This window comes from Parabacteroides sp. PM6-13 (genome assembly GCF_029892605.1).
In the GTDB taxonomy this organism is placed as follows: domain Bacteria; phylum Bacteroidota; class Bacteroidia; order Bacteroidales; family Tannerellaceae; genus QVMG01.
Genome location: NZ_JARXWF010000007.1, coordinates 86,982 through 100,867 on the forward strand (window position 1 = coordinate 86,982; position 13,886 = coordinate 100,867).

The window sequence follows — 13,886 nt, forward strand, 5'->3', positions numbered from 1 at the left end:
GAGTTATGATCGCTTAGCGAAGCGTAAAGCAATTATAAATCAAAAATCGCTTGCCGAAGGCAAAAAGCAATTATTTTCTCAGTCTCATAATTCATAATTCATAATTCATAATTAACTTTGGTCTATGCTTCTAATTTGCGACGACGATAAAACGGTTTTGACTTCGCTTACGCTGGTATTAAAGCGGGCAGGGTATGAAGTGGCGACAGAGACTACTCCGCAGGGGGTGATTGACTTTGTGCGGCATACCTGCCCTGAATTGATCCTGATGGATATGAATTACTCCAAGACAACCACCGGAGAAGAGGGGCTGGAGTTGCTGGCGCGTGTGCGTGTGTTTTGCCCTGATACGCCGGTGATCCTGATCACTGCCTGGGGCTCGATCGACCTGGCTGTAAAGGGAATGCGGGCCGGTGCTTTCGACTTTGTGACCAAACCCTGGAACAACCTGGCTCTATTGAATACTATCCGTACGGCCATCGATCTGAGTCGTGAGGAGAAGAAAGAAAACGAACTTTCCGGCGAAACACTTTTTCATCATCCGAAGATTGTCGGTCGTTCTCCTTTATTGAAACAGGTATTACAGACCGTGTCGCGCATTGCGCATACCAATGCCTCCGTCCTGATAACCGGGGAGAGCGGAACCGGAAAGGAATTGATTGCCGAAGCGATCCACGAGAACAGCCAACGCAAAGAGAAGCCATTTGTGAAAGTGAATCTGGGTGGCATATCCCAATCCCTGTTTGAAAGTGAAATGTTCGGGCATAAGAAAGGTGCTTTCACCGATGCCTATCACGACCGTACGGGGCGCTTCGAGATGGCAGACAAAGGCACGATTTTTCTCGATGAAATCGGGGAATTGGATATGGTTTCGCAAGTAAAACTATTGCGCGTACTGCAGGATCAGACCTTTGAACCCTTAGGCGAAAGTATGCCCCGACAGGTGGATGTGCGCATCATCAGTGCGACAAACCGAAACCTGGCGGAAATGGTGTCGCAGGGAAGCTTCCGGGAAGATTTGTTTTACCGCATCAACCTGATCACCGTCCGGGTGCCGGCTCTGCGCGAACGGCTGGATGATATCCCTTTATTGGTGGATCATTTTGCCCGACAGCAGGCCAGTCACAACGGCCTGGAGCGGATCGAGATTGCTCCGGACGCCATTGAATTCCTGAAAAAGCTGCCCTATCCGGGTAATATACGTGAATTGAAGAACCTGGTCGAGCGGACGATACTTATCTCCGGCAGACCGCTTATCACCGCCCAGGATTTCAAAGCGCAATATGTGGAGCTTCCTGTCAATAAAGAGGTGGAAGAGAATAGCGTGCAGTCGCTCGAAAGAGTGGAAAAGAAGATGATCGCACGGGCCATCGAACTCTATGGAAGCAATATCTCTAAAATTGCCACTGCTTTAGGAATCAGCCGGCAAACGCTCTACCGCCGGTTGGAGAAATATAATATGCAGATTCCGGAATGAGAACAAAGTGGACGTTCATTGCCATTGTTGTATTTGTTACAGCGGTGTTCATGGCTATCGGTTTTCTCTTCTTCCGCCATGAATCGTTCCCTTTCTGGGTGATGCAATGCATTGCGTTGGCTTCGGTCTTGTTTTCCCTCTTCCTGTATAAAAAACTGATCAGACCCTATCAGCTTCTGTTGAGTGGCATGGAATTGTTGAAAGAACAGGATTTCTCCACCCATTTGCGCCCGGTCGGCAACAAAGATGCCAATCAACTGATTGATCTGTTCAACCGGATGATTACCCATTTGCGCAACGAACGCCTGGTGGTTCGTGAAAAGAACCAATTCCTCGACTTATTGATCAAAGCCTCTCCGCAAGGGATTATTATACTGAATTTCGACAAACAGATAACCGACATCAACCCGGCCGGCTTAAAGCTATTGGGCTTGTCGGATCTGGAAGAGGTGAAAGGCAAAAAGCTGTCGGAAGCCACCTTCACATTGGCTCCGGCGCTGTCGGCTTTGAAGTTGCAGGACGATATGATCGTGCGTGGGGAAGGCGCCAGTCTTTACCGTTGTGTTTATTCTTCCTTTGTGGATCAAGGGTTCAATCATCCTTTTATTTTAGTGGAAGAATTGACCAACGAGCTATTGCAGATGGAGAAAGAATCCTATGAGCGTATTATCCGCATGATGTCGCACGAGGTAAACAACTCCATCGGAGCTATCAGTTCCACACTCCATGTGGTTTCCGATATCTTCCGGCAGGAGAAAGATCCGGAGATGGAAGATGTTGTGTCGGCAGTGGATGCTTCTTATAACCGTTGCCGCAATCTGACCGGCTTTATCAGTAACCTGGCGAATGTCGTGCGCATTCCCGAGCCCTCCTTCGTGCCGATCTCCCTGAACGAACAGGTGCGAGCCATAGAGGGGGTGATCCGTCTCGAATGTCAGAAGCGCGACATCCGGCTCTCACTTTCGTTAGACCCAAGCGAACCCCGGGTGCGGATCGACGGAATTCAGTTCGAACAGGTGTTGCTTAATATCACCAAAAATGCCTACGAAGCGATCGGGCAGGAGGGAGAACTACGCATTACAACCAGCGCCTCTCCTGTATCGGTTGTGATTGAAGACAACGGAGCCGGCATCGATGAAGAGGCCAAACAAAAACTCTTTACCCCTTTCTTTACTACCAAATCAACCGGCCAGGGTATCGGCCTGATGTTTGTGCGCGATGTATTGGTGAATCATGGTTGCCGTTTCAGCCTGAACTCCCACGACGGTTGGACGCGCTTTGAAATACTTTTTTAGTTTATAGAGGTAGAACACCTTCCCATACATAATAGTCGGGGAAGAGGTGGCGTATGGAGGAGGGTTCCCGAAAGATACCGAAGACCGAAGAGCCTGATCCGGACATGGAGGCATAGAGAGCTCCCTGTTCATAGAGCTGCTGCTTGATCGATGCAATTGCCGGGTATTGGCGGAAGACGTTCGTTTCAAAATCATTGGTTATGCAATCTTTCCATGCCTCTATCGGGAGCGTGATGAGCTCCGTCAACGCTCTTGCCGGCTTTTGGGGTGTTATCCCCGCGTAGGCTTCGGGTGTAGATACGGCAATAGGCGGTTTGACCAAAGCGAGGTAATAGCCTTTCAACGATAAAGAGACCGGGGTAAAGATATTGCCTATTCCCGTAGCAAAGACCGGTCTGTTTTGAATAAAGAAGGGGCAATCGGCACCGATCTTCGCAGCCATTTCCTCCATTTCATCGTACGATAGCCCCAGTGAGCCGAAGTCGTTGAGCAACTTCAACATAAATGCCGCGTCGGAGGAGCCTCCCCCCAGTCCGGCACCAAAAGGAATCTGTTTTGAAAGATGGATTTCTAACGGTGGAATGGTTTGTTTTGAACGAAGCAATGCCAGGGCACGCATAATCAGGTTATTGGCAGGATCGCCCCCGATCGGAATACCGGTTTGCATAAATTGGTCATCCCCTGTCGTAGAGGGAACGATCTCCAATGCGTCTTTTACCGGGATCGGATAAAAAACGGTCTCTATGTTGTGGTAACCGTCAGGACGTTTTTCCACAACATAGAGGCCTAAGTTTATTTTTGCATTAGGGAAACAGATCATTTTTTGATATTCGGAAGTTCCAGTCCGTAGCCTTTCTTCTTGTCTTCTATCTTCAGCCAGAAGCCTAAGATAAATGCCAATACGCCTAAGCTGGCGAAGATCAACATCGGCAAGGTATAGTCATAGGATGCCTCCTGGCCTGCCTGAATAGCTTCGGCAACTCCCGGGTTTGAGTAGGTAAGCGCTTTGCCGATAATAATCGGGAAGAGCATCAAACCAATGTTCTGAATCCAGAAAATAACCGAATAGGCAGAACCTAAGTAGCGGTTTTCAACCAGCTTCGGAACAGAAGGCCACAAGGCTGCCGGCACTAAGGAGAAAGAAACGCCCAATACAATAATAGCCAGATAAGCTACTATTTTCGTGTCTCCGCTTAATGGGAAGAGAGCAAATATCAGGTGACAAACCATCATCAGGATAGCCCCTATCATTAACATAGAAGCCCCTTTTCCTTTATGGTCGAGATACCAACCAAGGATCGGTGTCAATATCATCGCTCCGATAGGGAACCAGGAGAAGATACCTGCCGCGTCAGCCGCAGATATATCCAGGCGGTTTTCCAGCATACTGGTGGCGAACTTCTGGAAAGGGAAGATTGCCGAGTAGTAGAGCACACACAAGAATGCTACGATCAGGAAGGTTTTGCTGGTGAACAGCTTACCAATATCACTGATTTTAAAGGGCTCTTCCGGCTCTTGTTCCTCCATCTCGATCTGTTGGTCGAGCTTCCGGTCCATAAAGAAATAGAGGATAAAGTTGATTAATCCAATGCAGAGCAACAGGCAACATACAGCCACCGGAGTGGTGATTGTTCCTGATTCTGCTAACATCGGAGAAAGACGGAACACGGCAAATACACCCAGGCGAGCAATCGCCATCTCCAGACCCATAGCCAATGCAAGCTCTTTGCCCGTAAACCATTTGACAATCGCTTTAGAAACGGTAATACCTGCCATTTCCACCCCGCAACCAAAGATCATAAAGCCTACCGATGCCAGTTTAGCCGTTGCCGGGAATGATACCCAGAAAGAATCCAGGAAGTTATATAGCGCATTGTTGCTTTCTGCAAAAACCGGGCTGATAGCATATAGTTTGATAGCCGCCCCGATCACCATTACTGCAGCAGAGAGAATCCCTGTAAAGCGTACGCCCATTTTGTCGAGAATGATCCCGGCAAAGATGAGGAAGAATACAAATACATTCAGGAAATACTCCGAACCGGCAAAGGTGCCGTAGGTGTCAGCCGTCCAGTTGAGTGGCGCTTTTTCTAACATCGTCTGTAATGGCGAAAGCACATCCACAAACATATACGCAAAGAACATCACCAGGGCAATCAGGATAAGCGCTGCCCATCGGATAATAAAAGAGTCATTAAGTTTTAATTTAACCTGTTCAGTCATGATATTAGTATTTAGTTTAATGAAAAATTCGCTTCATCATAAAAAGAGAGTGCATCGGCAACGACAAAATTGCTTCCTCCTATAAAGATCATGTCTTTATCGGAGGCCATTGCCGTGGCAACCAATATGGCCTCTGTCACCGAACGGCAAATATCCCCTTTTAATCCGGCTTTCTCAGCGTATTGCGCCAACGTCTCTGCCGGCAGGGCACGGTCGATAGAGGCTTGGGTGAATAAGTAGTGTGCCTTCTTAGGCATCGCCTTAACGATCTCTTCTATGTCTTTGTCGTTCGATAACCCTATAATTATAAAGAGGCAAAGGCGGTCTTCCATCTCCTCCTCGAGTTGGCGGGTGATGTATTGCCAGGCACCTACGTTATGTCCTGTGTCCAGGATGGTATAGGGCTCTGATGCAATGTTCTGCCATCGGCCTTGCAGCCCGGTGATTTTCGTGACGTTCTCGAATCCGTCTTTCACGGCCTCTTTCGGGATATGTATGCCTTGTTCGATAAGCACCCCGAGGGCAGTGAGCAAGGTCCGTGCATTCTTGATTTGTGCCATACCTCCCAGTTCGCAAAACATATCTCCCCAATCCCTTGATGTTAAAAAGAATTCTCCGAAATCAGTCGGCATAGATTCTTCTTCCAGGATTATTTCGTCGTCCGGTATATATAGCGGAGCCTGCATCTCTTCTGCCTTTTTCCGGAATACCTTTTCCGTGATCTCATCTCCCGGCTCGCCGATCACTACCGGCACACCCTGTTTGATGATGCCAGCCTTTTCAAAAGCGATCTCACCCAAGGTCTCTCCCAGGAATTGGGTATGGTCTTTGCTTACATTCGTGATGATGCTGAGTATAGGCGTGATGATGTTCGTACTGTCTAAACGTCCGCCCAGACCGACCTCAATAAGTGCAAAATCCACCTTTTGATCGCGGAAATAGGCAAAAGCCATGGTAGATGTGAGTTCAAAGAAGGAGGGGTGGAGGGGTTCGAACTTCTTTTTGTATTTTGCGACAAAGTCGACCACGTAGTTCTTCGTAATCATCTCTCCGTTTACCCGGATACGCTCCCGGAAGTCTACCAGGTGCGGCGAGGTGTAGAGTCCCACCTTATAGCCTGCCTGTTGAAGGATGGCGGCCAATATGTTCGATACGGAACCTTTTCCGTTGGTTCCTCCGATGTGGATACATCGATAGGCTGTATGCGGATGATCTAAAAGAGCATCTAAAGCGATGGAGGTATCTAACCCCGGTTTGTAAGCCGAAGCACCACTATGTTGATAAACCGGTGTGCTTGTATAGAGGTAATGCAGCGTTTCTTCGTATGTCATTTCCTTAAAATTTGGCATGGGCAAAAATAGTCAAATTATTCTTTACCTTTGTATTTCTATAAAGAATAGTGTGTAATAATGAAAGATAAACAACAAATCATTTATGTTCCGCAAGGCGGAGTCTGCTCGAAGAAAATCCTGATCGATATCGAAGAAAACCGAATTACGGATTTGCTGGTCGAGCGGGGCTGTGACGGAAACGCACAAGGCCTTTCCGCATTGATAAAAGGCATGTCGGTCGATGAGGCTATTGCGCGTCTGGAGGGTATTCATTGCGGCAATAAAACAACCTCTTGCCCGGATCAGATCGCTCAGGCATTGAAAACATATCAATCGGAACATTGAGCCAGCGGCAGGGTGAACCAAAAGGTTGACCCTACGCCTTTCGCCGAATCAACGCCAATTCTCCCTCCCAAATCTTCGATGATCTTTTTCGCGATAGGCAGGCCTAAGCCCAATCCGGTCTTGAAATTGTCGACTTTATAATACTGCTGAAATACTTTTTCGCTCTCTTCCTGGGAAAGACCTATGCCTGTGTCTCTAACCTCCACCCTGACTTCGCAATCGTTGTGCCTCTGATAACTTAAGGAGATCGTTCCCTGGTTGGTGTATTTGTTGGCATTGTCCAACAGGTGGAATATCACCTGAACAGTCCGTTCGTAGTCGATCCATACGGGGCAGGAGGGGAGGTGCTGGTCGAAGACAAGTTCGACATGGGGATTCCTGTTGTTGTAGTTGATGCTGACAGCCTCCTGGCATACTTTTTTTAGATCGACTATTTTCTTATTGTATTGTAAATCACATGACTCTGCTTTTGTGAAGTGGAGGATGTTGTCTATAATATTCAACAGGATGTAATTGTTTTTCAGAATCAGATCAATGAAATATTGATTTTCTTCCGTTTTATTGTTTTCCGCCAGGATAGAGGAAAAGCCGACAATCGCATTCAATGGGGTACGCAGCTCATGGCTCATGTTGGCAATGAAAGCCGTCTTGATTTTATTTGCCTCTCTTATTTTTATAAGTTCCAGTTCATTCTCCCGTTGTTGGGTAATGTCGGTGGTTAAGCAAATCATTTTACAGGGGGTGTTTTCCGCATCATAGGCATAGGTGTGGAAATAGGTCGTTACCCATCGCAATTCCTGGTTGAGGTATTGCCGGTACGTTTCTGTAAAAGAGTCTATTTCATTGCGCAGAAGGCGGGCAATTTGTTTTTGTATTTTCTTCCAGTCTTCTTTGTGGATCTGTTCTAAACGTCTTCTTTTATTGTGGTTGCGTTGACTCTCAGAAGAACGCAGAACGACACTATGTTCATAGTCGAGCAGGCTATAGTCAATGGTGACCTCATCGTTTGGGAAGTCATATTCCCAGATATACGAATTGCAGGTATTGATCACCATGCTCAATTTGGTGAAATTGGTTTTCATCTCCTCTTTTTGTTCGTTTTGAATCATCAGGGAGAAAAGATCTGAGAACAGATGCAGGTTGTCGATCTCTGCTTCAAGCCAGGTATGCCTCTTACGCGTATGTTCTATGCCTAAGAATCCACAAATCGTATGTTCGCAGTGAATACTGGTGCATAGAATAGACTTCACCCCATTCTTTATCATCAATTCTTGGGCAAAAGAGGCTTCCGGGGGCATTTGCATCACATCGTCAATGATCGTATCTTCCCCTCGTTTGATTTTACTGATCCACCAGGGGAAATCTTTTTCATAGATCAGGTTGGCATCCGAGAGCTGGTTGCTTAAGAAGGAAGAAATGCCCTCGGATCCATCGTTGGATATATCATGGATAAACGAGATGGAGCTATCAGTCTCATTGAAGTAGCCGATATAGATTCTGTCGGCTTCGAAGAATGTCAATAGCTTTGCAAAGCCTTTGTCGATCGCTTTGTAAGGATCGCTACGTTGCATAATGCGAAGTACTTCCTGAAGGGTTTTCCTAAAGGATGTTTTATTAACCGTTTGGGTGTCGGAGGGTAAAAAAGGTTGGTTTTCGGACATAGAAATTAAAGGTTTGGTTAGTAGTTGTTACAAATATACTCTTTTTTGCCATATATCAGCCCTAAATACATGACAAAATTAAAGTGCTACTGTTTGCGTCGAAGACGCATGACGTTGATAAACCCCATGCTCCGCTATGCTTCACATGGGGTTTATCAACGTGCGGCGTCTTCGACGCCATAGCTCATGCAATGTCGAGCGTGTAGTTCAAAAGCGCATCATTACCCTTGCACGACAATCAGCTTATATCCGATGCCTCGTACATTCAGAATCCGGATCGAAGGATCGCGGGATAGTTTGTGGCGCAATTTGGTGATGAATACATGCAGGCTGCGTATGTTAAAAAAGGAGTCGTCGCCCCATAGGTCGAGCAGTATATCCTTCATCGGCATTACCTGATCGCGGTTTTCACAAAGCCTTTTGAGTATTTCTGATTCCCGGTTGCTTAACGCCTCCTTTTCTCCCTGGAACGAAAGCGTCTGGGTGAGCGAGTCGAAGGTGTATCCGCCGATTTCAAACAGGTTACTTTCCGGTTTGCGGTATTCCACCTTGTGGAGCAATGCCTTGATACGGATAATAAGTTCTGCCATGCCGAACGGCTTTTTCAGGTAGTCGTTGCCGCCGGTCTCGAAGCCTTCCACCACATCAGCGGCTGCCGATCGGGCAGAGAGAAACAGAATGGGTATGGACCGATTGGTTTTGCGTATCTCTTTGACCATGGAAAAGCCATCCATGGTGGGCATCATCACGTCGGTTACGATGATATCGGGTGTCTTTTCCCTGAACAGGCGCAATCCTTCGTGGCCATCTTCCGCAATTTGAATATCGAACTCCGGCCCATCCAGCGTGTCTTTAATGATCATCGCCAGTGTTGCCTCGTCTTCTACCAATAATACATTGATCTTTCCCATCCTTTTATCCTTTCAAAATAAGATGAAACGTGCTGCCTTTTCCGATCTGGCTTTCAACCGTTACGTCGCCGCCCTGCTTTTTCATCATGTCTCTCACGTAGAACAAGCCCAGTCCGTGTCCTTTCACATTATGCAGGTTCCCGCTCGGGATGCGGTAGAAGCGGTCGAATATACGGCTTTGATGTGCCTGGCTGATGCCCGGGCCGTTGTCGCTTAGGCTGATGCGTACTTCATCCGGCTCTTTATTTGCCCGGATGGCTATCTCACATATCTCTTTGTTATTGTATTTTATTGCGTTATCGATCAGGTTGTTGATGATATTGTAAAGATGTGTTTTGTCGGCCGTCACGGTCAGACCATCCGGGATATGGGTCGAGAAGCGTACGTGTTGATTTGTTTTCATCAGCCATTGTTCCTGCAGTTGGGCGATAAGCTCTTTCAGGTCGATCTCGGTGGGGTGGAGCTTGAATGTACTGCGGTTTTCGACCGACAGGGTGAGTATCTGCTCAACCAGTCCGGCCAGTTGCGTTTGTTGTTCCTTGACAATGGTGAGGTATTTGCGTTGTTTCTCATTCACCGGATCTCCGAAGTGGAGTAGGGAGTCGACTGCCGCATAGCTGATCGATATAGGTGTTTTCAACTCATGCGTCATATTGTTGGTAAAGTCCGTCTTCAACTCCTCCTCTGTCTTCTGCCGCATAATGGTTCGCAACAGATAGAGAAAAGCCACGAGGATAATCACCAACAAGAGGAAAGAGGTGAATAATATGCCTGTCATCTGCCGGAAGACAATGCGTGCAGGCGATTTGATGTATAACCGGTAGGAGAAAGGATCGCTGATGGTCGGATCGGCTTCCGACAGGTATTTCGGATTCATCCGCACCGGATAATCATAGTAGGAGGCATCCTGCCAGTCGAAAACGGCCGTAGCCGTATCGGGTGCCATGGCGGGATGGCTTTTGCTTAAGGTGCGAAATACCTGGTGGTTTTTCTCCGCTTCGAACATGAGGTAGACCTGGTAATGCGCATGAATGTTTCTGGCTTTTAACTCTTCCACCAGAAAGCGGTCGTATATCTCAAACTTGATGGGAGCGATGGAGTCGAACTGATCGTGCATGCCCTGGAGAATGATTTCCTGCAGGCTGTTCAGGGCAGATAATAATTCATTAAGAGCTGTTTCCGCCTGTTCTTTCAGGTTGACCTCTGTTAGATCGATCTCTCCGATATCGACCGAAGCCAGCTTTTCCGTTGCCGGAAGCGTGTCCTGTTTGGCTTCCATATCAACATTGCTAAAGCTTATTTGTCTACTGAATTCTTCGCCTTCCCCTCGTTTTTGTTTGTATTCTTCCATGCGGTAGAATATCTCCTTGTAGTCGGCTATGCGCATGGCTTCCCGGATATCAGACTCCATCTGGCTGTAGAGCGTACCATACAGCCCTTTCAGCCAATAGCCCTGAAAGATGATCAAACCGATCAAAGCGGAGATGATCATCAAACCGATTAATTTGAAATGAAGACGAGGTTTCATAGATTTCAATCATCTAAATGAACGGAACAAAAATACAACCGGAATCCGGCTAAGCCTAATGAAACGCGAGAAATCAACCGCTTGGTAAGACTAAATAACACTTCGTAAGTCGATGGTAACATTGTTTTCATGAAAAAGGCTGTTTCTTTGTATCGGTGGAGCCGGAAAGGTGAATTGCTTTGCGCTTCGCTTTGCTGGCTAAGCGATCTTCGATTGTCAAAATGTAAGCAAAAAGGCGTTTTTGCTTTACAATATGATACGTTAAAAAGTGTTACTCCTGCGGGTAATTTAAAATACCCCTACGTTTACGGAAAAAAAGCCGGGCGTTTTTGACAATTTGTCAATTTGTTTGAACCTTGATTTCGCTGATTTTTGGATTTTCCGGATGTGATTGGTTTGATTGAAAGGATTGCCCTGATGGAGGGGATCTTCAAATCGGAGGAGATGGGAAGGAGAAAGGAGAAGGGAGAAAATGGGAAGATTGCGGGGATGCACGCCGCAGGCGTGAGATTATGCATAACCGTATGCAAGCGTAGCGCAGCTTACGGTAGTGAATCCTCTATATAAAAAGCCCCGCATGGGGCGGGATTATGGCAGATCTCGCACCTGCGGCGCTTGATTGACTGGTAGTCGCTATACCGTAAGCTGCGCTACGCTTGCATACGGTTATGCATAATCTCGCGCTTGCAGCGCGATTCCCACCTTCAAATACCACAAAATTAAAAACAAACCAATAAAATAAAATAAATGAAAACGATGCGATTCCTTTTGATAATGTGCCTGTTGGCCTGTTCGTTTCTGATGAAAGCCCAGTCTGTTTCCGGGAAAGTGGTTGACCCCGATGATCTGCCGATCGAAAGTGTGGCCGTTATCCGGCAGACGATGGATTCTGTCTTTGTGGAGGCCGTTATGACGGATAGCCTGGGGGTGTTCACGCTCTCTGCACCGATAGACGGGGCTTTTCGTTTGATCTGTCAGCACCTGATGTTCGAGACATTGACGAAAGAGTTCACTTCGGGTGAGATCGGAACCTTCCAGATGGAGCCCAAGAGCTTTGCCCTCGATGAGGTAGTAGTGAAAGGCGAGCGTCCGGTGGTCAGGGTCGAGGGATCTGCCCTTTCGTATGATGTTCCTCAGTTGATCAAAGATAAAGCCAGTATTAACGCCTTCGAGGCAATCAAAGAATTGCCGGGAGTGATGGGTGGAGATAATTCTATTGAGCTGGTAGGAGCGCGTAGCCTCGATATCGTGATCAACGGTCAGTTGACCACCCTCTCTTTGCCCCAGCTGATTCAATTATTGAAGACCATTCCGGCCTCACGGGTCTTGAAGGCGGAGGTGATGTATAACGCGCCGGCACGCTACCATGTGAAAGGCTCGATCATCAATGTGGTCTTGGACGCTGCTACGAGCGATGAGCCTGTTTTGCAGGGCGAGGTGGGTGCCAACTACCGACAGAGATACTACGAGGCCTTTAGTGTGAATGCCAATGTGTTGTATTCCACGCCTCGTTTGACAATCGACTTCCTGGTTGATGGTTCCCATGGGCGCGGTTATGGCGGAGAAGATATAGAGGCGCGCCACACGGTGGGCCAGGAGGTGATTCATATTGATCAGAAAGGACGTAGCCGGAATACCGGAAGCGATGGCTATGCGCGTCTGGGAATGGATTATACCTTCGCCAATAAGGATAAGCTGTCGGCCTCTTATTACGTGAATCTGGAAGATGGCGAGTCGAAGCGAGATGCCACAACGGTTTTTAAGCCACTTGGTGCGACTAATAGCGAATTGCGCCGGTCTGACGCGGTGACATCGGGCACGACCCAGTTGCATAATGTCGGATTGCAGTTTGAAGGACATAAGGGGCTGCGTGCCGGGGTGGACTATACGAAATACCATGATCCGTCTGATATGTATTTCAATGATTACGGGGCTGATAAAGAGGATGATATAAAGATGCTTAATACAAGTACCCAGGATGTATCCCGCTACTCCGCCTATCTCAATCAGTCGCATCAGATAGGGAAGTGGTCGCTTAATTATGGAGCGCAAGGTGGTTATACCCAGTCGGATAACTACCTGGAATATGCCTACGACAAGGGTCATGGTTACCAACCGGCACCGGAGCAGTTGGAGGATAACCGCCAGCAGGACTACACCGCCAATGTGTTTGTGGAGACAGCTACCCAGTTCGGCCCACGCTTCTCGGCCTCAGTTGCTTTGAAGGGCGATTATTACCGGTCGGACTATGCCTCGTTGAAAGAGGATATGACGCTCTGGAATGAATGGTCCCTGTTGCCGACGGTGTCGATGAGTTATACCTTCTCGCCTTATCATATCATGCAACTGAATGTGACCAGCGATAAGACCTATCCTTCCTACTGGGACCTGAGCCCGAAGAGCTATCCGCTTAATTCCTATTCCGAGGTGGTGGGCAATCCGCATCTGAAACCCTATCGCTCCTATAACAGCCAGTTGATGTATATCCTGAAGCAGAAATATATCTTTATGGCTTTCTGCACCTACGAACCGGATTATTTCACCCAGGTGCCTTACCAGAGCGATTCGGAGGTGAAGAATGTATTCCGCAATGAGAATTTCGATTACGCCCTGAAGACCGGTTTGGTGGCCATTGTGCCTTTCAAGGTCGGAACGTGGTGGAGTAGCCGGATTACGCTGCAAGGCTTCCGCATGCAGGAGAAGAGTGAACATTTCCACGATATGTCTTTCAATCGCCATGCCTTTGTTGGTGCTTTCGTCATGTCGAACACCTTTAGTCTTCCCCGCGTGCCGAACCTGAAGCTGACGCTGGATGGGCAATATGTCACCCCCGGAGCCATTCAGGGCATTTACGATCTGGGTTATATCTACAAGGTAGATGCGGCATTGAAATATACCTTTGCAAAAGAGAAGGCAACGCTTACGCTTACCGCTACCGATATTTTTGCCAGTGGCTATCCACACCGCATCGAGATCAATCAAGGCAACCAATGGAGCCGTATGACGAAGATCAACGATATACAAATGGTACGCCTCGCCTTCTCTTATAAATTTGGTGGTTATAAGAAGAAAGATCATAAAGAGGTGGATACCTCCCGTTTTGGGAAGTAAGCATTAT

General features: G+C 47.5%; 10 protein-coding genes. 4 read left to right on the plus strand and 6 right to left on the minus strand.

Annotation, left to right across the window (positions count from 1 at the left end):
- The first annotated feature begins 124 nt into the window (after window positions 1-124).
- Window positions 125-1,477, plus strand: a complete 1,353-nt coding sequence (locus M2134_RS08300) for a sigma-54 dependent transcriptional regulator (RefSeq protein WP_280750902.1) — start codon at window positions 125-127, stop codon at window positions 1,475-1,477.
- Window positions 1,474-2,772 (plus strand): ATP-binding protein, encoded by a 1,299-nt coding sequence (locus tag M2134_RS08305; protein ID WP_280750901.1) that lies wholly within the window; start codon window positions 1,474-1,476, stop codon window positions 2,770-2,772. Before M2134_RS08300 ends, M2134_RS08305 begins: the two co-directional genes overlap by 4 nt.
- 1 nt (window position 2,773) lies before the next feature.
- Here M2134_RS08305 and ispE read toward each other — a convergent pair whose 3' ends face one another.
- From ispE to M2134_RS08320, 3 genes are read right to left on the minus strand one after another with little or no spacing between them, the layout of a single operon-like run.
- On the minus strand, window positions 2,774-3,592 hold the full coding sequence (gene ispE / locus M2134_RS08310; RefSeq protein ID WP_280750900.1) for a 4-(cytidine 5'-diphospho)-2-C-methyl-D-erythritol kinase: 819 nt from the start codon (window positions 3,590-3,592) through the stop codon (window positions 2,774-2,776).
- Window positions 3,589-4,992, minus strand: a complete 1,404-nt coding sequence (locus tag M2134_RS08315) for an MFS transporter (RefSeq protein WP_280750899.1) — start codon at window positions 4,990-4,992, stop codon at window positions 3,589-3,591. The genes ispE and M2134_RS08315 overlap by 4 nt, the downstream gene beginning before the upstream one ends.
- An 11-nt stretch (window positions 4,993-5,003) precedes the next feature.
- Window positions 5,004-6,323, minus strand: a complete 1,320-nt coding sequence (locus M2134_RS08320) for a folylpolyglutamate synthase/dihydrofolate synthase family protein (protein ID WP_280750898.1) — start codon at window positions 6,321-6,323, stop codon at window positions 5,004-5,006.
- A gap of 78 nt (window positions 6,324-6,401) precedes the next feature.
- On the opposite strand from M2134_RS08320, the gene M2134_RS08325 reads away from it, so the two are divergent.
- Entirely contained in the window at window positions 6,402-6,668 is a 267-nt protein-coding gene (locus M2134_RS08325; protein WP_280750897.1) for a TIGR03905 family TSCPD domain-containing protein, read from the plus strand.
- On the opposite strand, the gene M2134_RS08330 is transcribed toward M2134_RS08325, so the two are convergent.
- The 3 genes from M2134_RS08330 to M2134_RS08340 form a co-directional block, all read right to left on the minus strand.
- Entirely contained in the window at window positions 6,653-8,239 is a 1,587-nt protein-coding gene (locus M2134_RS08330) for an ATP-binding protein (protein WP_280750896.1), read from the minus strand. The genes M2134_RS08325 and M2134_RS08330 overlap by 16 nt on opposite strands.
- 311 nt (window positions 8,240-8,550) lie before the next feature.
- The gene (locus M2134_RS08335; protein ID WP_280750895.1) at window positions 8,551-9,240 is read right to left on the minus strand and encodes a response regulator transcription factor; all 690 of its coding nucleotides are present in this window, start codon (window positions 9,238-9,240) and stop codon (window positions 8,551-8,553) included.
- Between the two features lie 4 nt (window positions 9,241-9,244).
- Entirely contained in the window at window positions 9,245-10,768 is a 1,524-nt protein-coding gene (locus tag M2134_RS08340) for a HAMP domain-containing sensor histidine kinase (RefSeq protein WP_280750894.1), read from the minus strand.
- 747 nt (window positions 10,769-11,515) lie between these two features.
- On the opposite strand from M2134_RS08340, the gene M2134_RS08345 reads away from it, so the two are divergent.
- Window positions 11,516-13,879: an outer membrane beta-barrel protein gene (locus tag M2134_RS08345; protein WP_280750893.1), complete on the plus strand. Its 2,364-nt coding sequence runs from the start codon at window positions 11,516-11,518 to the stop codon at window positions 13,877-13,879.
- The last annotated feature ends 7 nt before the right edge of the window (window positions 13,880-13,886 follow it).

Bases quoted from the DNA above. Each gene is read 5' to 3' on its own strand.
- M2134_RS08300 (WP_280750902.1), top strand. From the start codon at position 125: ATGCTTCTAATTTGCGACGACGATAAAACGGTTTTGACTTCGCTTACG.
- M2134_RS08305 (WP_280750901.1), top strand. From the start codon at position 1,474: ATGAGAACAAAGTGGACGTTCATTGCCATTGTTGTATTTGTTACAGCG.
- ispE (WP_280750900.1), bottom strand. From the start codon at position 3,592: ATGATCTGTTTCCCTAATGCAAAAATAAACTTAGGCCTCTATGTTGTG.
- M2134_RS08315 (WP_280750899.1), bottom strand. From the start codon at position 4,992: ATGACTGAACAGGTTAAATTAAAACTTAATGACTCTTTTATTATCCGA.
- M2134_RS08320 (WP_280750898.1), bottom strand. From the start codon at position 6,323: ATGACATACGAAGAAACGCTGCATTACCTCTATACAAGCACACCGGTT.
- M2134_RS08325 (WP_280750897.1), top strand. From the start codon at position 6,402: ATGAAAGATAAACAACAAATCATTTATGTTCCGCAAGGCGGAGTCTGC.
- M2134_RS08330 (WP_280750896.1), bottom strand. From the start codon at position 8,239: ATGCAACGTAGCGATCCTTACAAAGCGATCGACAAAGGCTTTGCAAAG.
- M2134_RS08335 (WP_280750895.1), bottom strand. From the start codon at position 9,240: ATGGGAAAGATCAATGTATTATTGGTAGAAGACGAGGCAACACTGGCG.
- M2134_RS08340 (WP_280750894.1), bottom strand. From the start codon at position 10,768: ATGAAACCTCGTCTTCATTTCAAATTAATCGGTTTGATGATCATCTCC.
- M2134_RS08345 (WP_280750893.1), top strand. From the start codon at position 11,516: ATGAAAACGATGCGATTCCTTTTGATAATGTGCCTGTTGGCCTGTTCG.